Raw genomic sequence first — 19,157 nt, 5'->3', positions numbered from 1 at the left:
TCGGTGCGACCACACACCAGGAGGCAGCGGACGTTGATGTACGGCGCGATGAAGTTCACCGTCGGAGGTCCGCTGAAGCTTGCCTTCCGCCCCTGGGCCGAGGGTTTGGAGCACATCCCCGAGACGGGCCCGGCGATCCTCGCCAGCAACCACCTCTCCTTCTCCGACTCCTTCTTCCTGCCCGCGGTGCTCGACCGCAAGGTCACCTTCATCGCGAAGGCCGAGTACTTCACCACCCCCGGGCTCAAGGGCCGGATGACGGCCGCCTTCTTCAAGGGCGCGGGCCAGCTGCCGGTGGACCGCTCCGGGGCGCGCGGCGCGGGCCAGGCCGCCATCCGCAGCGGACTCGACGTACTGGAGCGCGGGGAGCTGTTCGGGATCTACCCGGAGGGCACCCGCTCGCCCGACGGCCGCCTCTACCGCGGCAAGACCGGCGGCCTCGCCCGCCTCGCGCTGGCCGCCGGGGTGCCGGTGATCCCGGTCGCGATGATCGACACGGAGAAGATCCAGCCCCCGGGCAAGGTCGTCCCCAAGCTGATGCGCCCGGGCATCCGGATCGGCACGCCCCTCGACTTCAGCCGCTACCAGGGCATGGAGCAGGACCGCTTCGTCCTGCGCGCGGTGACCGACGAGGTGATGTACGAGATCATGAAGCTCTCCGGCCAGGAGTACGTGGACATGTACGCGACCGCCGCGAAGCGCCGCCTTGCCGAGGAGGCCAAGGCGCGCAAGGGCGGTTCCTGAGCCCGGCGGGCCACGGGCGAGAAGCGGGGAGAGCGGATGGCGCGGCGCGAGAGAGTCATGCGGATGTCGGTCGAGCTGCCGCTGTGGCGTGCCCTGACCTTCTACCGGCCGCTCACCATGGCGTACGCCGTCGGCCTCTTCGTCAGCGACTACGACCGGTACATCCGGCCCGGCGTCGCCGTCGCCTACTACGCGGTGCTGGCCCTGTGGACCTTCGCCACCCTGCGCAAGGTCTCCGGCGCGGCCGCCTGCACCGGCCGCTTCCTCCTCTGCGACCTCGCCGTCGCGCTCACCGGCATCCTGCTGACCCCGCTCGCCGTCGCCCACGACCGCATCGTCGAGGGCGGGCCCACCCTGCCCTCGATCTGGACCGCGGGCGCCGTCCTCGCCTTCGCGCTCAAGGGCGGCTGGCGCTGGGCCGCGGGCGCCGCGGCCCTGGTCGGCATCGCCAATGTGATCCAGCGCGGCGCCCTCAAACAGGACACCCTGCACAACGTCCTGCTCGTCTTCGTGGCCGCGATCGCCATCGGCTACGTGGTCGAGGTCGCCCGCGCCTCCGAGCGCACCCTCGCCAGGGCGCTGGAGATCGAGGCCGCCACCCGGGAGCGGGAGCGCCTCGCCCGGGACATCCACGACGGTGTGCTCCAGGTCCTCGCGATGGTGCAGCGGCGCGGCAACGCGCTCGGCGGCGAGGCCGCGGAGCTCGGCCGGATGGCCGGCGAGCAGGAGGTGGCGCTGCGCTCCCTGGTCGCGGGCGGCCTGGTGCCCGCCTCCCGGGTCAGCGAGGACGCCGCCGAGGGCGCCCTGGTCCGCCTGGTCGAGGAGCCGGACGAGCCCGGCCGGGACGCGGACCCCGGGGAGCCGCGCGATCTGCGCCCGCTGCTCGCCCCGCACGCCGGCGCCCGGGTCACCCTCTCGGAACCCGGCGCCCCGGTGCCGCTGCCCCCGGTCGCCGCCCGGGAACTCGCCGCGGCCGTCGGCGCCGCCCTGGACAATGTGCGGCGGCACGCGGGCGAGGAGGCCCGGGCCTGGATCCTGGTCGAGGACGAGGGCGAGGCGGTGCTCGTCACCGTCCGCGACGACGGCCCCGGCATCCCGGAGGGCCGCCTCGCCCAGGCAGAGGGCGAGGGGCGCCTCGGCGTGGCGCAGTCGATCAAGGGCCGGCTGCGGGACCTCGGCGGCACCGCCGAACTGGTCTCCGTACCCGGCCAGGGCACGGAAGTGGAACTACGGGTCCCGCGCGCGGACCGGGGGAAGGGACGCAGATGAGCGAGCAGGAGGCGGCCGGGGCCGCCGAGGGGCAGGCGGGCGGCCGGGGGCCGGTGCGGGTGATGGTGGTGGACGACCACCCGATGTGGCGGGACGCCGTCGCCCGGGACCTCGGGGAGGCCGGTTTCGAGGTGGTCGCCACCGCGGGCGACGGGGAGCAGGCGGTACGCCGGGCCCGTGCCGCGCGGCCCGAGGTGCTCGTCCTCGACCTCAATCTGCCCGCCAAGCCCGGGGCCCAGGTCTGCCGCGAGGTGGTCGGCGCGGACCCCCGGCTGCGGGTCCTGGTGCTGTCCGCCAGCGGGGAGCACGCGGACGTACTGGAGGCGGTGAAGTCCGGCGCCACCGGCTATCTGCTGAAGTCGGCCTCCACCGAGGAACTGGTGGACGCGGTGCGCAGGACGGCGGTGGGCGATCCCGTCTTCACCCCCGGGCTCGCCGGCCTGGTCCTCGGCGAGTACCGCAGGCTGGCCGCCGAGCCCGCGCCCGCCGCCCCGGACGAGCCCGCCGCGCCCCGGCTGACCGAGCGCGAGACGGAGGTGCTGCGCCTGGTCGCCAAGGGCCTCGGCTACAAGCAGATCGCCGAACGCCTGGTGATCTCGCACCGCACCGTGCAGAACCACGTCCAGAACACCCTCGGCAAGCTCCAGCTGCACAACCGGGTGGAACTCGTGCGGTACGCGATCGAGCAGGGGCTCGACAGGGACTGAGCCGGGCCTGGTCAGGGACTCAGGGCTCACGCACACGGACTGAGGGCCTGAGGGCCCGGCGACCGTCTGCCCGGCCGCTGGCGGGTGCGCACCCGCCCGCGCCCGCGACCGTGCGCTCGCCCGCAGCCCCTCACTCGCGCCCGGGACTGCGCGCCCGCTCGCGCCCCGCCCCCACCCGCGACCATGCCCCCCCCGCAGACGAGCGCGACGTCCGCCCGCGGAATCCCCGCGGGCAGACGTCGCGCTCCGTCAACGGGCCTCGGGCCCCCGGCTCACCGACCGGACCCGGCGCCACTGTCCGGCCCGGGTGCGCCCTTGCGACGGCCCTTGCGCTCGCCGGTGCCGTCGTCGAACTCCAGCTGCTCCTTGCGGACCTCGGCGTTGACCTCCTGCTGCTCGGTCACCCGCCGGGTCTCCAGGTGCACGCGCTCCACCGGCACCGTCTCCTTGCTGACGACGGCGCGCTCCTCGTGCAGCACGATCTCGTAGTCCTTGCCCGCCTCACCGATCTGCGATTCGCCGCGGCCCATCCGGGCGCGGTCCTCGTCGCTGATCTTCTCGCGCGTCATCCGCACCTCCTCGTGGCTGATCGGCACGGTGCGGCTGACGTTCTCGGTGACCACGGTCTTGCGCAGGTGCGCGCGGCCGCTCTCGTGCTCCTCGGTGCCGATGTTGACCCGCTCCTCGTTGAGGACGATGTCCGGCACCTGCTCGCTCTGCGTGCGGCTCTCGCGGGAGGGATCCTGGGCGCCACGCGACATGGCCATGTCGCGCTGACCGGTGCCCGTACCGGCCATCGGCTTCTCCGTCGTGGTCTCCTCATGGCGGGCGTGCCGGCCACCGCCCGCCGCGGCCGCCGTACCGGCCGCGCCCGCGGCGCCACCGGCCGCGGCGGCGCTCTCCCCGCGGCCCATGCCCGCGTTGCCGCGCCTGGTCAGCCCGTAGTGGGCATAGAGCTCCTCCTCCTCGGCGGGGTCGAGGTGCCCGTCGGCGTCCATCCGCGGCGCGTCCTTGATCTGGTCCTTGGTGTACGGGACCTGGAGGGCGTCGTCCGCGCGGCGGGCGCCCGCCAGCGGCACGAAGGTCTCCTTCATCCCGAACAGGCCGGTGCGCACGGTGATCCACTCCGGGGCATTGGTGGCGTCGTCCCGGTAGACCTGCTGGACAGATCCGACCTTGCCGCCGTCCGCGTCGACGACGTTCAGGCCGGCCAGATCCTGAGGGCTGTCACCCAGAGGTGCATTCATGGCGTCTCTCTCCTTCCGCACGCGCCGGCAGGAGAGGCGCGCACAACTCCTATTGCGCGCCCCCTCGGGGTTCCCAGCGAATCGGGATTCGGCCCGCGGCACCCCGGTCACGGTGCGTTTGCGCCGCTCACGCCCTTGTCCCGGGGGTACGGGCGACGGCGGCGGGGGCACGCGGGGCTGGCCCGAACGGGTGATGCCGGTCCCGCCCGGAGTGTCGCTACCGGGCCCGGGACGGGGAAGAAGACACACGCGGCGGTCCGGACCGCCGGCCGCCGGGCCGCACGGCTCGACGGGCACCGGCAGGCGGGCCGGACCCGCGCCGGGGAACAGCGGACCCGTACCGGGGAACAGCAGCCCCGTACCGAGGAGCAGCGAGACAGCAGGACCGGTCAGGACCGGTACCGCGCAGGCGCAACCAGGGAGACCACCAGGGCGAAAGGACGTGGGCCATGTCGGTCACACGCATCGGAGTGCTCACCGGGGGCGGCGACTGCCCCGGCCTCAACGCCGTCATCCGGGCCGTCGTCCGCAAGGGCGTGCAGAGCCACGGCTACGAGTTCACGGGGTTCCGCGACGGCTGGCGGGGCACCCTCGACGGACGCACCGTGAAGCTGGACATCCCCGCGGTCCGGGGCATCCTGCCGCGCGGCGGCACCATCCTCGGCTCCTCGCGCACCAACCCCCTCAAGGAGCCCGACGGCGTCCGGCGGATCAAGGAGACCCTCGCCGAGCACGAGGTGGGCCCGCTGATCGCGATCGGCGGCGAGGACACCCTCGGCGTCGCGGCCCGGCTGCACGAGGAGTACGGCATCCCCTGCGTCGGCGTGCCCAAGACCATCGACAACGATCTCTCCGCCACCGACTACACCTTCGGCTTCGACACCGCGGTGCAGATCGCCACCGAGGCCATCGACCGGCTGCACACCACCGCCGAGTCCCATATGCGGGTCCTGGTGGTCGAGGTGATGGGCCGCCACGCGGGCTGGATCGCCCTGCACTCGGGCCTCGCGGGCGGCGCCAACGTCATCCTCGTCCCCGAGCAGCCCTTCGACGTCGACCAGGTCTGCGCCTGGGTGACCTCCCGCTTCGAGGCCTCCTACGCGCCGATCGTGGTCACCGCCGAGGGCGCGGTGCCCAGGGACGGCGAGGTGGTCCTCAAGGACTCCTCGCGGGACTCCTTCGGGCATGTGCGGCTCTCCGGGGTCGGCGACTGGCTGGCGCACGAGATCGAGCGGCGCACCGGGCACGAGGCCCGCACCACGGTCCTCGGGCACGTCCAGCGCGGCGGCACCCCGAGCGCCTTCGACCGCTGGCTGGCCACCCGCTTCGGGCTGCACGCGGTGGACGCGGTCCGCGAGGGCGACTTCGGGAAGATGGTCGCCCTGCGCGGCACCGACATCGTGCGGGTCCCCCTCGCGGAGGCGGTCGCCACCCTGAAGACCGTCGACCCGGCCCGCTACGCCGAGGCCGGGGTCTTCTTCGGCTGAGTGCCGAGACCGGCGAGCAACTCCCGTACCAGGAGCGGTCCTTCCAGGGTGAGCACCGACTCCGGATGGAACTGCACCGAGGCGAAGCCCGGGCCGCGCAGCGCGTGCACCTCGCCGCTGCCCGGCTCGCGGCTCACCTCGACGCCGTGCGCGGCCAGCTCCGCCGCGGCGGCGTCGTCGCAGCGGGCGGTGAAGCTGTTGTAGAAGCCGACGGTCCGCCGCCGCCCGAAGAGGCCGATCACGGTCTGCGCGCCCTGGTACGGCACCTCCTTGCGGACCAGGTCCAGGCCGAGTTCCGCCGCGATCAGCTCGTGGCCGAGGCAGACCCCGAGCACCCCGTGCCCCCGGTGCTCCGCCAGCGCCTCGGCGGTCAGCGCCCGCAGGAAGCGCATCCTCGGATCCCGCGGGTCGGCGGGGTCGCCGGGACCCGGGCCGAGCACCAGCGGCCCCGGGTGGGCCAGCGCCGCCTCGCGCAGCCCCGGCTCGTCGTGGCGGCGCACGGTGACCTGCAGGCCCGAGGAGCGCAGCAGGTGGGCGAGCATCGCGGTGAAGGTGTCCTCGGCGTCGACGACCAGGGCGTGGCCGCCGAGCGCGGTGCCGGGCTCCTGCATCCGCAGCCAGAACGGCGCGAGCTGCTCCCGGCGGGCGTCCAGGGCGGCCCGCACCCGCGGGTCCTCGGCGAGCGCGGGGGCGCCGCGCCTCGCCGCCCGGCGCGGGCCCACCCCGAGGGCGGCGAGCACCCCGGCCGCTTTGGCCCGGGTCTCGGCCGCCTCGCCCAGCGGATCGGAGCCCCGTACCAGGGTGGCGCCGACCGGTACCCGCACCCGGCCCGCGGCGTCGATGTCGGCGGTGCGGATCAGGATGGGGGAGTCCAGGGTCTGGGCGCCGCCCGCGTCCCGGCCGAGCAGGGCGAGCGCGCCCGCGTAGTAGCCGCGTCCGGTGCCGTCGGCGTCCAGCGGCTCGTAGCGCTCGATGACCCGGCAGGCGTTCTGCACGGGGGAGCCGGTGACGGTGGCCGCGAACATCGTCTCGCGCAGCACCTCGCGCACATCCAGCGTGCTGCGCCCGCGCAACTCGTACTCGGTGTGCGCGAGATGGGCCATCTCCTTGAGCCGGGGGCCGATCACCACGCCGCCGCGGTCGCCGACCGCGCACATCATCTTCAGCTCCTCGTCGACCACCATCGACAGCTCCTCCCGCTCCTTGCCGTCCGCGAGGAAGGCGAGCAGGCCCTCGGCGCTCGGGCCGTCCGCCGGGTAGCGGTAGGTGCCGCTGATCGGGTTCATGGTGACGGTGCCGCCGGACATCCGCACATGCGCCTCGGGGCTGGCGCCGACCAGGGTCCGCCCGCCGTGCCGGGCGCCGGTGTACACCACGTATGTCCAGTACGCGCCGCGCTCGCCCGCCAGGAGCCGCCGGAAGAGGGCGAGTGCGTCGGCCGGGCCGAAGCCGGGGATCTGCCCCCGGAAGGTGCGCCGGATGACGAAGTCGGCGCCCTCGCCGCTGCCGATCTCCCGCTCCAGGACTTCCCCGACCAGGCGCGCGTACTCCTCGTCCGGTACGTCGAACTCCCCGCCCTCAAGCCGCACTTGATGCCCGGGCAGCTGCCGCAGCGCCTCGTCGAGCGGCAGTTGCGTGTACTCCTCGGCGGTGAGCACGGCCAGCGGGGTGCCGTCGTCGCGCACCGCGAAGCCGCGTTCGCGGAGCTGGCGGAAGGGGACCAGGGCCAGCGTGGGCAGCTCTCCCACCGGCAGCTCGGCCAGGCGTTCCGCCTCGTGCACCGGGCCGCGCAGCACCTCCACGGTGTCGGCGGGGCGGCCCGGGGTGCGCCGGTGCAGCAGCGCGAAGGGCTCGCCGCCGAGGGCGAGCCGGGACAGGGCGAAGGGGGTGCGGGAGGGTTCCACGGTCGTCTCTTCCGTTCGGTGCGCGGCGTACGCACGGGGAGAGGGAACGGCCCGGGAAACACCGAAGGCCGCCCCTCGGGGCGGCCTTCGTTCGCTGGGTACGCGCAGTCAGCGGGCCGCCGGATGAGCGGTCCACCACCAGGAGCGGGTCGAGTGCGCGAACATGGGCGGCACCTTACCCGACGGGCGCGGAGGCGGGGCGGCTCCTTCGCGACGGCCCGGCCGATCCCCGCGTACCGCCCTGCCGGTCCGGGCCCCGACGGATCGGCCCGGCGGGGCAGTGGGTGCCGCGCGGGCGCTTCCCGGTCCTCGACCGCACCGGCGGCGAGCTGGTCGGCCGCCGGGGCCTGTCCGCCCGCGCCTCGCGGTACGTGGACCGCGAGGCACGCCGTGTGAACCTCGCCACGGTCGTCCGGGGCGAGAGCCTCGCCGGACGGTTCGCCTCCGGCCCCGCTCTCGCGCGCCCGCCCCGTCCTGGCCCGGACCGTGCCGCGCCGCGAACACCGCGGGACGGCCCGCTCCGCTCCGGGGGCGGCGGAGCGCGTGCGGCGGCGGGTGGTGGCGGGCGCCGGTGAAGGGGAGGTGTCCGCCGTATTTCTCAACAGGTGAGCAGCGGCCGGACCCGGGCCCGCGACCCCGTAATGTGGGGGAGGTGACCGTGAATGCTAAGACCACCGCAACCGGTGGCAACACCTGGCGTGACCTGCCCGCGGCGCAGCAGCCCGAGTACCCCGATGCCGAGGCTCTGCGCGATGCCGTCGCGGACCTCGAATCGTATCCGCCGCTCGTCTTCGCGGGCGAGTGCGACCAGCTGCGCGCCCGGCTCGGGGCCGTCGCCAGGGGCGAGGCGTTCCTGCTCCAGGGCGGCGACTGCGCCGAGGCCTTCAACGCCGTCTCGGCGGACCACATCCGCAACAAGCTGAAGACGCTGCTGCAGATGGGCGCCGTGCTGACGTACGCCGCCTCGGTGCCGGTCGTGAAGGTCGGCCGTATCGCCGGCCAGTACTCGAAGCCGCGCTCAAAGTCGACCGAGACCCGGGACGGGGTCACCCTGCCCACCTACCGGGGCGACTCGGTCAACGGCTTCGACTTCACCGAACAGGCGCGGGTCCCCGACCCCGAGCGCCTCAAGCGGATGTACCACGCCTCGGCCTCCACGCTGAACCTGGTGCGCGCCTTCACCACCGGCGGGTACGCCGACCTGCGCCAGGTGCACGCCTGGAACCAGGACTTCGTGAAGTCCTCGCCCTCCGGCCAGCGGTACGAGCAGCTGGCCCGGGAGATCGACCAGGCGCTCAACTTCATGCGGGCCTGCGGCGCGGAGCCAGAGGAGTTCAAGACGGTCGAGTTCTACGCCTCCCACGAGGCCCTGCTGCTCGACTACGAGTCCGCCCTCACCCGTGTCGACTCCCGCACCGGGCAGCTCTACGACGTCTCCGGCCACATGGTCTGGATCGGCGAGCGCACCCGCCAGCTGGACGGGGCGCACATCGAGTTCGCCTCCAAGGTCCGCAACCCGATCGGCATCAAGCTCGGCCCGACCACCACCACCGAGGAGGCGCTGCAGTACGTCGAGCGCCTCGACCCGGACCGCGAGCCGGGGCGGCTGACCTTCATCGTGCGGATGGGCGCCGACAAGGTGCGCGACCGGCTGCCCGAGCTGGTGGAGAAGGTCACCGCCTCCGGCGCGGTCGTCGCCTGGGTGACCGACCCGATGCACGGCAACACCTTCGAGGCGGCCTCCGGCCACAAGACCCGCCGCTTCGACGACGTCCTCGACGAGGTCAAGGGCTTCTTCCAGGTCCACAAGGAGCTGGGCACCCACCCGGGCGGCATCCATGTCGAGCTGACCGGCGACGACGTCACCGAGTGCGTGGGCGGCGGCGACGAGATCTTCGTCGACGACCTCCACCAGCGGTACGAGACGGCCTGCGACCCGCGCCTGAACCGGCGCCAGTCGCTGGACCTGGCCTTCCTGGTCGCGGAGATGTACCGGGACCACTGAGGGCGGTGCGGGGCCGGCGCTCGCCGGTTCCCGCGGTCGGCAGACGGCGGTCGGCAGACGGATGGGGCGCGGATCTGTGATCCGCGCCCCATCGTCGTCGGGGGGACTGTTCGCCCCGGTGGACCCGTGGGTAAGGTTAGGTTAGCCTCACCGATAAGCCGCACCTGTCGGGACGGCGTATCCATTGGTCCGAGGGTTCCCGTGCGTTCCCGGGGAGGTGAGCCGCGTGTTCGTCTGCAACTGCTTCGGGGTGACCGAAGCGCAGGTGAAGCAGCACGCGCAGGACGGCGCCTGCACTCCCCGCCAGATCGCCTCCGCCTGCAAGGCCGGCACCGACTGCGGTTCCTGCGTCCGCCGCATCCAGGCACTCCTCGGCCGGACGGCCCAGCCGCGCGGTGAGGTGCGGGAGCGGAGGGACACCGCCGCCGTCCTGGCCGCCGAGCCCGTGCTCGCGAAGGCTTTGGACGAGGCCGCCTGAGCCGCCACGGCCGCCGTGGGAACCCCGCTTCCGATCCGCCGGGAGCAGTCCCCGAAACGATCCCTCAGCTGTCCGGCTGCTCGATCAGCTGGGCGATGTAGAGGGCCTCGCCGAGCTTCTCGATCAGTTCGAGCTGGGTGTCGAGGTAGTCGATGTGGTGTTCCTCGTCCTTGAGGATGTCCTCGAAGATATTGGCCGAGGTGATGTCGCCCTTGGTGCGCATGACCTCGATGCCGCGGCGCAGCCGGTCGATCGCCTCCACCTCGACCTCGCGGTCGGCCTGGAACATCTCGGTGACCGTCTGGCCGACCCGGACGTGGAAGAGCCGCTGGTAGTTGGGCAGGCCCTCGAGGAAGAGGATGCGGTCGGTCAGGATCTCCGCGTGCTTCATCTCGTCGAAGGATTCGGCCCGCGTGTACTTGGCGAGCTTCGTCCAGCCGAAGTTCTCCTGCATCTTGGCGTGCAGGAAATACTGGTTGATCGCGGTCAGCTCGGCGGTCAGCTGCTCGTTGAGGAACTCGATGACCTCGGGGTCGCCCTGCATCGGTGAGGCTCCTTCTCCCATGGCTCGGCGGATGTGGCGGCATCCTCGCACCGGCGCGGGAGGGCCGTCCAGTAAGTGCAGGCTTAGTCTGAGTTGCCCGAATCGCCACAGACCTGGTCACGGTGACCCCGGCAGGTCTGTCAGGATGGAAGACATGGGGCATCCGGCGCAGGGCGAATCTCGGCAGGCAGGGCAGCCGGAGCTCCCGCCGGGACAGCGGCTCCAGCGCGGCTGGCCGGTCACCCACTACGGCCCCGTCCCCAAGTTCCGCCCGGAACGCTGGGAGTTCGGCGTCTTCGGCGCCACGGAGAGCGGCGAGAAGTACCGCTGGACGCACGAGGAGTTCACCGCCCTGCCGTACGCGACCGTCGAGGCGGATCTGCACTGCGTCACGAAGTTCAGCATGCTCGGCGCCGAATGGGGCGGGGTGCTCGCGCGGACGCTGTACGACCTCGCGCCGCCCGCGCCCGAGGTGAGCCATGTGATGGTCTGGGCCGAGTACGGCTACAGCGCCAATCTGCGGCTCGCGGACCTCGCCTCCGCGCGGACCGTCTTCGCCACCCACAAGGACGGCGAACTGCTCACCGCGGAACACGGTTTCCCGCTGCGCCTGATCGTGCCGCACCGCTACGCCTGGAAGGGCCCCAAGTGGGTCCGCGGCATCGAGTACATGACCGCCGACCGCCGCGGCTTCTGGGAGGAGCGCGGCTACCACAACCTCGGCGACCCCTGGCGGGAGCAGCGCTACTCGTACCAGGAAGAGCCGGGCGACGGGCCGGAGTTGTAGGGAAGCGGGACGCCCGGCCCGCTCAGCCCTCGCGGAGCTTCTTCAGGAGTTCCACGTCGGCGGCGTGGCCCTGGGTGCCGCCCGGCGTCTCGATGATCAGCGGGACCCGTGCGGTGGCGGGGTGGGCGAGCAGGGCGCGGAAGCCGTCCTCGCCGATATGGCCGCGCCCGATGTTCTCGTGCCGGTCCTTGTGGGCGCCGACCACGTCCTTGGAGTCGTTGGCGTGGATCAGCTTCAGCCGGTCCGCACCGGTCACGGCGAGCAGCGCGTCCAGTGACTCCCGGGCGCCCCGCGCGCTCGCGAGGTCGTGGCCCGCCGCGAAGAAGTGGCAGGTGTCCAGGCAGACCCCGAGCTTCGGGTGGGCGTCCAGCGCCGCGAAGTAGGGGCCGAAGTCCTCGGCGCGGGAGCAGAGCGAGGCGCCCTGTCCCGCGGTCGACTCGATCAGGAGGTACGGGTCGTCCTCGTGGTCCAGCTCGTCGAGCAGCGGCAGCAGCCGCTCGCGTACCTGGCGCAGCGCGGTGGCCCGGTCCCGGCCGCCGGTCGCCGAGCCGGTGTGCACGACCACCCCGCGGGCGCCGATCGCCCGGCCCCGGCGCAGCGAGTGCCGCAGGGAGGCGACGGAGCGCTCCGCCGTCTCCGCCGTCGCGGAGCCGAAGTTGATCAGATAGGGCGCGTGGACATAGGCGGGGATCCCCTGCTCGGCACAGGTCTCCCGGAAGAGGGCGTCCTGCCGCGGGTCGCCCGGCGGCGTCGCCCACCCCCGCGGATTGGCGACGAAGACCTGCACGGTCTCGGCACCGATCTCGCGCGCGTAGCCGAGGCCCCGCTTGGCGAGCCCGCCCGCCACGGGGACGTGTCCGCCGACCGGGCGGCTGGGAAGAGGTGAGGTCACGGCGTCCAGGGTGGCACGGGCGGCTCGGCGGGCGGTAACCGCCGCCGGTTGCGCGGGGCCTCGTGCGACCGGTTTCCGTACGACGGCTTTCGTACGACCAGCCTCCGTACGGGCGCCTTCCGGGCCGGGAGGGTGGCGCCACCGCCCTCCCCCGTGCGACCGGCCCTCGCGAAGCGAGCCCCTCGGCCGCTCCGGCCCGGACCCCTCAGCCCACCTCGATGGTGATCTCGCTGCCCTTCGGGGCCTGTTCGCCCGGGTCCACCGACTGGTCGCTGACCTTGTCCTTGAAGATGCCGAGGATGCCGCGGTCGACATGGACCACGAAGCCGAGGCCGGAGAGCTTCTCCCGGGCGGCACCGACCTTCATGCCCTCGACGTCCGGCACCCGCACCATCACCGGGCCCCTGGAGACGGTCAGGGTGATGGTGTCCCCGGTGGCCGCCTCCTTGCCGGAGGGCGGATTCTGATCGGCGACCTGGCCCTTGTCGAAGGCGGAGTTGACGCGGTTCGGGGCGATCTCGACCTTGAGACCCTCCTCGGTCAGCTCCTCCTTGGCGTCCGCCACGGACTCCCCGGTGACATCGGGCACCTCGACCGGGGCGCCCCGGCTGACCGTCAGCGCGATCGCCGAGCCCGCGCGGCGGGTGGCGCCCCGCTCCGGCTCGGTGGCGAGGACCTTGCCCTGGGCCACGTCCTCGTCGAAGGCGCGGGTGACCATGCCGGGGGCGAGGTTCGCCCGCTTCAGCCGCTCCTTGGCCTCGGCGAGGCTCATGCCGGTGAGGTCGGGGACCTTCACGTTCTTCGGGCCGAGCGAGACGGTCAGGCCCACCTCGGCGTTGCCGCGGATGCGCTCGCCGGGGGCGGGACGGGTCGCCATCACGGTGCCCCGCTTGTCGGTGTCGCTGTACTCCCGCCGGATGTCGCCGACGTCGAGCCCGGCCTCCGAGAGCCGGTCCTCGGCCTGCGCCTGGGTCTTGGTGAGCAGCGGCGGGACCGTGGTGAACTGCCCGGAGTTGATGTACCAGAAGCCCGCGACCAGGGTCACCGCGAGCGCCACGGCGGCCGCCACGAGCAGGAAGACCCGGCGCCTGCGGGGATCGGCCGCCGGGTGGGCCGGGGCCTCGGGCGGAGGCGGCGGCAGGCGCAGCCGGCTGGTCCGGTTCAGGCGGTCCTCGGCGGCCGGGTCCGGCCGCGGTCCGGTGCCTCCCGCGGCCCGGGGGATCACGCTGGTGCGGTCCTCGGCGCCGTCGTGCCGTTCGCCGTGCGCCTGCGGCGGCCGGGCGTCCAACTGCTCGGCGCCGAGGGCGGAACGCACCTCCCGCACCTGGGCGAGCAGCTCCCGCGCGTCCTGCGGCCGGGCCGCCGGATCGCGCTCGGTGGCGCCGGTGACCAGCCGGTCGAGCCCGGGCGCGAGCCCCGGCACGGCGGCCGAGGGCAGCGGCATGTCCTCGTTGAGGTGCCGGTAGAGGACCTGGGCCGGGGTGTCGCCGCCGTGCGGTTTGGCGCCGGTCAGCATCTCGTAGAGCAGCACCCCGCAGGCGTAGACGTCCACGCGGGGTTCGGCGGTGCCGCTGTCGATCTGCTCGGGGGCGAGGTAGGAGACGGTGCCGAGCACGGTGTCGGTGGAGGTGGTCACCGTGTCGACCGCGCGCACCAGGCCGAAGTCGGCGACCTTGACCCGGCCGTCGTCCCCGATGAGGACGTTCTCCGGCTTCATGTCGCGATGTACGAAGCCCGCCCGGTGTGCCGCGCCGAGGGCCGCGAGCACCGGCTCCAGGATGTCCAGGGCGGCCCGCGGGGTCAGCGCGCCGCGCTCCCGGAGGACGTCGCGCAGGGTGCACCCGGCCACGTACTCCATCGCGAGATAGACATGCGCGCCGTCCGCGCCCTGGTCGAAGACCGCCACCACATTGGGGTGCGCGAGCCGGGCGACCGACTTGGCCTCGCGGATGAAGCGCTCCACGAAGAGGGCGTCGGCGGCGAGCGAGGGATGCATCACCTTGAGCGCGAGCACCCGGTCGAGCCGGGTGTCCACGGCCCGGTACACCGTGGCCATCCCGCCCGTCGCGATGCGCGCGTCCACGCGGTAGCGGCCGTCGAGCACCTGCCCGACGAGAGGGTCCTGAAGGGTCGTGTCCACGCAGGTGAGTGTACGAGGAGCCACTGACGCCCGGCGCGGCCGCCGGAAGCCCGGGACCGTACTGCAGCCGAGCTGTGACAGCCTCCGGGGCCCGTCCGGGACCCGTTCGGGGCCTGTCCGGCGCCCGTCCGGGGCCCGCCCGGCGCCGCTCAGAAGGCCGGGCGCTCCGGGTCGAGCCGGGCCAGGCCCTCGGCCGGGGAGGAGGCCTCGGCGAAGTGGCGGCGCGGGATCCGACCGGCCCGGTGGGCCAGGCGCCCCGCGCGGACCGCGTGCCGCATCGCCTCCGCCATCAGCACCGGCTCCCGGGCGCGGGTCACCGCCGAGGCGAGCATCACCCCGGCGCAGCCCAGCTCCATCGCCTGCGCCGCGTCCGAGGCCGTACCGGCGCCCGCGTCGAGGATCACCGGTACCCGGGCCTGCTCCACGATCAGCTGGAAGTTGTGCGGGTTGCGGATGCCGAGCCCGGAGCCGATGGGGGAGCCGAGCGGCATGATCGCGGCGCAGCCGGCCTCCTCCAGGCGCCGGGCGAGCACCGGGTCGTCGTTGGTGTAGGGGAGGACGGTGAAGCCGTCGTCGACCAGCGCCTCGGCGGCGTCCAGGGTCTCCACCGGGTCCGGGAGCAGGGTCCGCTCGTCGGCGATGACCTCCAGTTTGACCAGGTCGGTGCCGAGCGCCTCCCGGGCGAGCCGGGCGGTCAGCAAGGCCTCGCCCGCCGTGTAGCAGCCCGCGGTGTTCGGCAGGACGCGGATGCCCAGCCGGCCGAGCACGGAGAGCACCGAGCCGTGCGCCTCGGCGCTGACCCGGCGCATCGCCACCGTGGTCAGCTCGGTGCCGGAGGCGGTCAGCGAGCGTTCGAGGACATCGAGCGAGGGCGCGCCGCCGGTGCCCATGATCAGCCGGGAGCCGAGGCTCAGGGAGCCGATCCGCAGCGGGTCCCCGGCGCCGGGGGCGTCGGCGGGTACGGCGGCGGGGGTCAGGACGTGCTCGGTCATGCTCAGCCTCCCTGGACGGCGGTGAGCACCTCGACGCGGTCGCCCTCGCGCAGCGCGGTGGCCGCCCACTCGCCGCGCGGCACCACCGTCTCGTTGAGCGCGGCGGCCACCCCGGAGGGCGCGGTGGTCAGCGCGGCGACGAGGGCGCCGAGGCTGGTGGCCGGGTCGAGGTCCCGGCGGGCGCCGTTGACGGTGACGCTCAGGCGCGGGGGTCCGTCGGGGCGTGCGGGCCCGTCGGGGAGCGCGGCCGAGGTGAGGCCGCCGGTCCGGTCGGTACGTACGGCCGGCCCGGGGTGGTCCGGGTGTGCGGGCTCGGGGTGTGCGGGCTCGTTCATACGGGCTGCTCCGTGAGTGCCGTGCGGAATCGCTGGGGGCTGAACGCGCGTGCCTCCGCCGGAAGTTCACCGGTGACCAGGGCATGCGCCAGGACGTCGCCGGTGACCGGGGTGAGCAGGACGCCGTTGCGGTGGTGGCCGGTGGCGAGCAGGAGCCCCGGCAGTGCGGTGGGGCCGAGCAGCGGGGCGTTGTCCGGGGAGGCGGGGCGCAGTCCCGCGCGGGTCTCGGTCAGCGGCAGTTCGGTCAGCCCGGGTACCAACTCATGGGCGTCCCGCAGCAGTTCGTACACCCCGCCCGCGGTGACCGTGGTGTCCCAGCCCTGCTCCTCGCTGGTGGCGCCCACCACCAGCTCGCCGCTCTCGCGCGGCACCAGATAGACCTGGCTGCCGCGGACCACGGCGCGCACCGTCCGGCTGAGGAAGGGCGCCCGCGCCCGGGGCACCGTCAGCCGCAGTACCTGGCCCTTGACCGGGCGCACCGGCGGGCGCACCTCCTCGGGCACGCCGTCCAGGCGGCCGCTGCGGCTGCCCGCGGCGAGCACCACCCGGTCCCCGGCGAGCGCGGTGCCGTCGTCGAGGACGAGTCCGGTGGCCCGCTCGCGCACCACGGTCAGCCGCCGCGCCCCCTGCCGGTGGAAGGCCACCCCGGCGTCCTCGCAGGCCCGCAGCAGGGCGGCGGCCAGGCGGCGCGGGTCGACCTGGTGGTCCCCGTCGACGCGCAGCCCGCCGCGCACCCCGGGCGCCAGCATCGGCTCCAGGCGGCGGCACTCGCGGCCGCTGAGCCACTGCGAGGACAGGCCCGACTGCTCCTGGAGGGCGTGCAGTTCGCGCAGATGGGCCCGGTCGTCGGCGTCCAGGGCGACGGCCAGGGTGCCCGAGGCGCGGTAGCCGAGATCCTGCCCGGTGGCCTCGGTCAGCTCCCGCGCGAAGTCGGGATAGCGGGCAGCGGAGGCGAGGTTGAGGCCGAGCAGGGTCTGCTCGCCGTAGTGGAGTTCGGTGACCGCCGCCAGCATTCCGGCCGCCACCTGGGCCGCCCCGCCGCCCGGTTCGGGATCGGCCACCGCGACCCGCAGTCCGCGCTGGGCGGCCCGCCAGGCCGTGACCAGGCCGATGATCCCGCCGCCGATCACCAGGACATCCGCCGCGGGACCGCCCGCCGGTGCTCGCACCATCGCTCAGCTCCTCCCTTCGCCGGCATGACCCGGATCAGGTTCCTACGGTCGGAGGCCGCTCAGCCTCCCTCTCAGCCCGCTGCGACGGGCTCCCGCGAGTGCTCTACGTTGGTCAGCCTAACGCGGAGCCCTCCGGGACCGGACACGCGCCCGGGGCGGCTCCGGCCCGTCTGCGCAAGGGAGCCGCCGATGACCCGCTCGCTCGACCGCGTCCGCTTCGCCCCGCTCGCGGACCAGGCCCCGGGCCAGGTGGGTACGGGCACCCGCTTCACGTACCACGAGCAGGACGGGCGGATCTGGGCGGAGTACGAGGGCGGCGACATCGTGCACGGGCGGCTCGTCGGCACCCGGGCGGGCGACCGCCTCGACTTCCGCTATGTGCAGCTCACCCGGGACGGGGCGACGGCGAGCGGGCACTGCGTCTCGCGCGTGAGCGAACTGCCCGACGGGCGGCTGCGCCTGGCCGAGAGCTGGGAGTGGGAGTCCCGGCAGGGCGCCGGTACCAGCGTGGTGGAGGAGCTCGCGGGGGAGGGCGGGGTGGCGCCGGTCACGGGATGATCGTTCCGCTTACCGGCCCTGTGCCGGGTGTCTAGAGTGAGCGGATGACCGAGCAGACACGGCCTGAGCAGCCGGGGCGGGACCAGGGACAGCCGGAGCGGGTCGTCATCGCCGGGGCCGGGATGGCCGGGGTGCAGACCGCCGTCGCCCTGCGCGAACAGGGCTGGCCCGGCCGCGTCACCCTGCTCGGCGCCGAACCGCACCAGCCCTACGACCGGCCTCCGCTGTCCAAGGCGATCCTGCTCGGCAAGGCGGAGGGCTCCGCCTTCGAGGTCGACTTCGAGGCGCTCGGCATCGAGCTGCTGCTCGGCTGCGAGGTCACCGCCCTGCGGCCCGAAGTACGCACCCTGGACACCGAGTCGGGCCCGCTCGGCTACGACCGCCTGGTGCTCGCCACCGGCGCCGAGCCGGTCGGCCTGCCCGGCACCTCCGGCATCGCGGGCGTCCACCTGCTGCGCACCCTCGACGACGCGGAGCGCCTGCGCCCGGTACTGGAGCGGCAGCACCGGATCGTGGTCGTCGGCGCGGGCTGGATCGGCGCCGAGTTCGCCACCGCCGCCCGGGAGGCGGGCTGCGAGGTGACCGTGGTCGAGGCGGCCGAGGTCCCGCTCGCGGGCGCGCTTCCGCGCGAGGTCGCCGCGCCGATGGCCGCCTGGTACGCGGACGCCGGTGCCGAACTGCGCACCTCGGCGCGGGTCGCCGCCGTCGAGGAGGGCGCGGTGCGCCTCCAGGACGGCACCCAGCTCACCGCGGACGCCGTGGTCGTCGGGATCGGTGCCCGGCCCGCCACCCGCTGGCTGCGCGACAGCGGCATCGCCCTCGGCGAGGACGGCGCGATCCTCGCCGACGAGCAGCTGCGCACCTCCGCCCCGGGCGTCTGGGCGGTCGGCGACTGCGCCTCCTTCCCCTCCCGCCGCTACGGCCGCCGGATGCTGGTCCACCACTGGGACAACGCCCTGCAGGGCCCGCGCACCCTCGCCGCGAACCTCCTCGGCGAGGAACCGGCGGCCTACGATCCGGTGCCCTACTTCTGGTCCGAGCAGTTCGGCCGGTTCGTGCAGTACGCGGGGGACCACGGCGCCGCGGACACCCTGGTCTGGCGGGGCGAGCCGGACGGCGCCGCCTGGTCGGTGTGCTGGCTCCAGGCCGACCGGCTGGTGGCGGTGCTCGCCGTCGGCCGCCCGCGCGATGTCGCCCAGGGCCGCAAGATGATCGAGGCGGGCGCCACCGTCGACCCCGTACGCCTCGCGGACCCGGCGTCACCGCTCAGGTCCGCGCTGCTCTGAGCCGCCGCCCTGCTCTGAGCCGCCGCCCTGTTCCGAAGCCCCCGCGCGGTGGCCGGGAGTGGGCGCTCCGCATGGTCCGGGACCCCGGTCACCGGCCGCGGCGACGTACCGGGGCGCGGCCGTCCGAGCCCCGGCCGAGCTGCGGGGAAGCCGCCCCCGCGACCTGCCGCGGGGCGGCCCGGCTTCCGACTGTCGGTCCTGGATGGCACGCTTGTCCTCGTGACTGAGATTGACGCGAAGATCGATGCTCTCGTCCCCGCCTGGCTCACCCTCCCCGACATCGCCGAGCAGCTCGGCGTCGAGGTGACCCGCGTACGGCAGCTGGTCAAGGAGGGCCAGCTGATCGCCGTACGCCGTGGTGAGAACCGGGCACTGCACGTCCCGGCCGCCTTCATCGACGGCGACAGGGTCGTCAAGGGCCTCACCGGCACCCTGACGCTGCTGCGGGACGACGGCTTCACCGACGAGGAGATGCTGGAGTGGCTCTTCACCCCTGACGACACCCTGCCGGGAACCCCGGCGCAGGCCCTGAGCGAGAATCGGGGCACCGAGGTGAAGCGCCGGGCACAGGCGCTCGCCGTCTGACCTGACACCACCACCGGTGTCCGGG

19 protein-coding genes and 1 riboswitch are annotated in these 19,157 nt (G+C 74.1%); of the genes, 10 read left to right on the top strand and 9 right to left on the bottom strand.

Features of this window, described 5'->3' with window-relative positions; all coding sequences use genetic code 11:
- The first annotated feature begins 36 nt into the window (after positions 1-36).
- The 3 genes from HFV08_RS09365 to HFV08_RS09355 are packed head-to-tail and all read left to right on the top strand — an operon-like array spanning position 37 to position 2,720.
- On the top strand, positions 37-744 hold the full coding sequence (locus tag HFV08_RS09365; protein ID WP_168537929.1) for a lysophospholipid acyltransferase family protein: 708 nt from the start codon (positions 37-39) through the stop codon (positions 742-744).
- Between the two features lie 36 nt (positions 745-780).
- On the top strand, positions 781-2,013 hold the full coding sequence (gene macS / locus HFV08_RS09360; protein ID WP_168537745.1) for a MacS family sensor histidine kinase: 1,233 nt from the start codon (positions 781-783) through the stop codon (positions 2,011-2,013).
- Entirely contained in the window at positions 2,010-2,720 is a 711-nt protein-coding gene (locus HFV08_RS09355) for a response regulator (RefSeq protein ID WP_168537743.1), read from the top strand. Before macS ends, HFV08_RS09355 begins: the two co-directional genes overlap by 4 nt.
- 272 nt (positions 2,721-2,992) lie before the next feature.
- Here the strand turns inward: HFV08_RS09355 and HFV08_RS09350 are convergent, their stop codons facing one another.
- Positions 2,993-3,967 carry a PRC and DUF2382 domain-containing protein gene (locus HFV08_RS09350; RefSeq protein WP_168537741.1) on the bottom strand — a complete coding sequence of 325 codons (975 nt, stop codon included), beginning with the start codon at positions 3,965-3,967 and terminating at the stop codon, positions 2,993-2,995.
- 449 nt (positions 3,968-4,416) lie between these two features.
- Between HFV08_RS09350 and HFV08_RS09345 the strand changes: the two genes are divergently transcribed.
- Entirely contained in the window at positions 4,417-5,454 is a 1,038-nt protein-coding gene (locus HFV08_RS09345; RefSeq protein WP_168537739.1) for a 6-phosphofructokinase, read from the top strand.
- Here the strand turns inward: HFV08_RS09345 and HFV08_RS09340 are convergent.
- Positions 5,424-7,358 carry an anthranilate synthase family protein gene (locus tag HFV08_RS09340; RefSeq protein ID WP_312885485.1) on the bottom strand — a complete coding sequence of 645 codons (1,935 nt, stop codon included), beginning with the start codon at positions 7,356-7,358 and terminating at the stop codon, positions 5,424-5,426. The genes HFV08_RS09345 and HFV08_RS09340 overlap by 31 nt on opposite strands.
- Before the next feature lie 108 nt (positions 7,359-7,466).
- Positions 7,467-7,523: a trp operon leader peptide gene (locus tag HFV08_RS32500; protein WP_359709449.1), complete on the bottom strand. Its 57-nt coding sequence runs from the start codon at positions 7,521-7,523 to the stop codon at positions 7,467-7,469.
- Between the two features lie 487 nt (positions 7,524-8,010).
- Here HFV08_RS32500 and HFV08_RS09330 point away from each other — a divergent pair, with 487 nt between their 5' ends.
- Entirely contained in the window at positions 8,011-9,363 is a 1,353-nt protein-coding gene (locus HFV08_RS09330; RefSeq protein ID WP_168537735.1) for a class II 3-deoxy-7-phosphoheptulonate synthase, read from the top strand.
- Between the two features lie 217 nt (positions 9,364-9,580).
- Positions 9,581-9,841, top strand: coding sequence for a (2Fe-2S)-binding protein (locus tag HFV08_RS09325; protein WP_168537733.1), 261 nt, complete (start codon positions 9,581-9,583; stop codon positions 9,839-9,841).
- A 64-nt stretch (positions 9,842-9,905) separates the two neighbouring features.
- On the opposite strand, the gene bfr is transcribed toward HFV08_RS09325, so the two are convergent.
- Positions 9,906-10,385, bottom strand: coding sequence for a bacterioferritin (bfr, locus tag HFV08_RS09320; RefSeq protein ID WP_040254342.1), 480 nt, complete (start codon positions 10,383-10,385; stop codon positions 9,906-9,908).
- A 154-nt stretch (positions 10,386-10,539) separates the two neighbouring features.
- Here bfr and HFV08_RS09315 point away from each other — a divergent pair, with 154 nt between their 5' ends.
- The gene (locus HFV08_RS09315) at positions 10,540-11,172 is read left to right on the top strand and encodes a sulfite oxidase-like oxidoreductase (protein ID WP_168537731.1); all 633 of its coding nucleotides are present in this window, start codon (positions 10,540-10,542) and stop codon (positions 11,170-11,172) included.
- A gap of 22 nt (positions 11,173-11,194) precedes the next feature.
- On the opposite strand, the gene HFV08_RS09310 is transcribed toward HFV08_RS09315, so the two are convergent.
- The 5 genes from HFV08_RS09310 to thiO all read right to left on the bottom strand — a co-directional run bounded on the left by HFV08_RS09310 (position 11,195) and on the right by thiO (position 16,703).
- Positions 11,195-12,073, bottom strand: a complete 879-nt coding sequence (locus HFV08_RS09310) for a deoxyribonuclease IV (protein ID WP_168537925.1) — start codon at positions 12,071-12,073, stop codon at positions 11,195-11,197.
- 196 nt (positions 12,074-12,269) lie between these two features.
- A complete protein-coding gene (gene pknB, locus HFV08_RS09305; protein ID WP_168537729.1) occupies positions 12,270-14,204 on the bottom strand; it encodes a Stk1 family PASTA domain-containing Ser/Thr kinase in 1,935 nt (644 codons plus the stop codon).
- A 149-nt stretch (positions 14,205-14,353) separates the two neighbouring features.
- Complete coding sequence (locus tag HFV08_RS09300) at positions 14,354-15,196, bottom strand: thiazole synthase (RefSeq protein ID WP_168537727.1); 843 nt, start codon at positions 15,194-15,196, stop codon at positions 14,354-14,356.
- Positions 15,197-15,198: 2 nt separating this feature from the next.
- Positions 15,199-15,399, bottom strand: coding sequence for a sulfur carrier protein ThiS (gene thiS, locus HFV08_RS31495; RefSeq protein WP_246341633.1), 201 nt, complete (start codon positions 15,397-15,399; stop codon positions 15,199-15,201).
- A 128-nt stretch (positions 15,400-15,527) separates the two neighbouring features.
- A complete protein-coding gene (thiO, locus tag HFV08_RS09290; protein WP_168537723.1) occupies positions 15,528-16,703 on the bottom strand; it encodes a glycine oxidase ThiO in 1,176 nt (391 codons plus the stop codon).
- Positions 16,697-16,809, bottom strand: a riboswitch (TPP riboswitch). It overlaps the preceding gene by 7 nt.
- Before the next feature lie 83 nt (positions 16,810-16,892).
- Here thiO and HFV08_RS09285 point away from each other — a divergent pair.
- From HFV08_RS09285 to HFV08_RS09275, 3 genes are all read left to right on the top strand, one after another.
- Positions 16,893-17,261 (top strand): avidin-fold protein, encoded by a 369-nt coding sequence (locus HFV08_RS09285; RefSeq protein ID WP_168537721.1) that lies wholly within the window; start codon positions 16,893-16,895, stop codon positions 17,259-17,261.
- A 44-nt stretch (positions 17,262-17,305) separates the two neighbouring features.
- Positions 17,306-18,547, top strand: a complete 1,242-nt coding sequence (locus HFV08_RS09280; RefSeq protein ID WP_168537719.1) for an NAD(P)/FAD-dependent oxidoreductase — start codon at positions 17,306-17,308, stop codon at positions 18,545-18,547.
- Between the two features lie 219 nt (positions 18,548-18,766).
- Positions 18,767-19,132, top strand: coding sequence for an Rv2175c family DNA-binding protein (locus tag HFV08_RS09275; RefSeq protein ID WP_040254356.1), 366 nt, complete (start codon positions 18,767-18,769; stop codon positions 19,130-19,132).
- The last annotated feature ends 25 nt before the right edge of the window (positions 19,133-19,157 follow it).

This window comes from Streptomyces physcomitrii, assembly GCF_012273655.1.
Classification (GTDB): domain Bacteria; phylum Actinomycetota; class Actinomycetes; order Streptomycetales; family Streptomycetaceae; genus Streptomyces; species Streptomyces physcomitrii.
Note: the sequence above shows the minus strand (reverse complement) of the source record. Positions and strands in the feature narration are given on the sequence as shown.

Coding starts and splice junctions, on each gene's coding strand:
- HFV08_RS09365 (WP_168537929.1), top strand. CDS start 37: ATGTACGGCGCGATGAAGTTCACCGTCGGAGGTCCGCTGAAGCTTGCC.
- HFV08_RS09345 (WP_168537739.1), top strand. CDS start 4,417: ATGTCGGTCACACGCATCGGAGTGCTCACCGGGGGCGGCGACTGCCCC.
- HFV08_RS09280 (WP_168537719.1), top strand. CDS start 17,306: ATGACCGAGCAGACACGGCCTGAGCAGCCGGGGCGGGACCAGGGACAG.
- HFV08_RS09315 (WP_168537731.1), top strand. CDS start 10,540: ATGGGGCATCCGGCGCAGGGCGAATCTCGGCAGGCAGGGCAGCCGGAG.
- HFV08_RS09355 (WP_168537743.1), top strand. CDS start 2,010: ATGAGCGAGCAGGAGGCGGCCGGGGCCGCCGAGGGGCAGGCGGGCGGC.
- thiO (WP_168537723.1), bottom strand. CDS start 16,703: ATGGTGCGAGCACCGGCGGGCGGTCCCGCGGCGGATGTCCTGGTGATC.
- HFV08_RS09300 (WP_168537727.1), bottom strand. CDS start 15,196: ATGACCGAGCACGTCCTGACCCCCGCCGCCGTACCCGCCGACGCCCCC.
- macS (WP_168537745.1), top strand. CDS start 781: ATGGCGCGGCGCGAGAGAGTCATGCGGATGTCGGTCGAGCTGCCGCTG.
- HFV08_RS09285 (WP_168537721.1), top strand. CDS start 16,893: ATGACCCGCTCGCTCGACCGCGTCCGCTTCGCCCCGCTCGCGGACCAG.
- HFV08_RS09350 (WP_168537741.1), bottom strand. CDS start 3,967: ATGAATGCACCTCTGGGTGACAGCCCTCAGGATCTGGCCGGCCTGAAC.
- bfr (WP_040254342.1), bottom strand. CDS start 10,385: ATGCAGGGCGACCCCGAGGTCATCGAGTTCCTCAACGAGCAGCTGACC.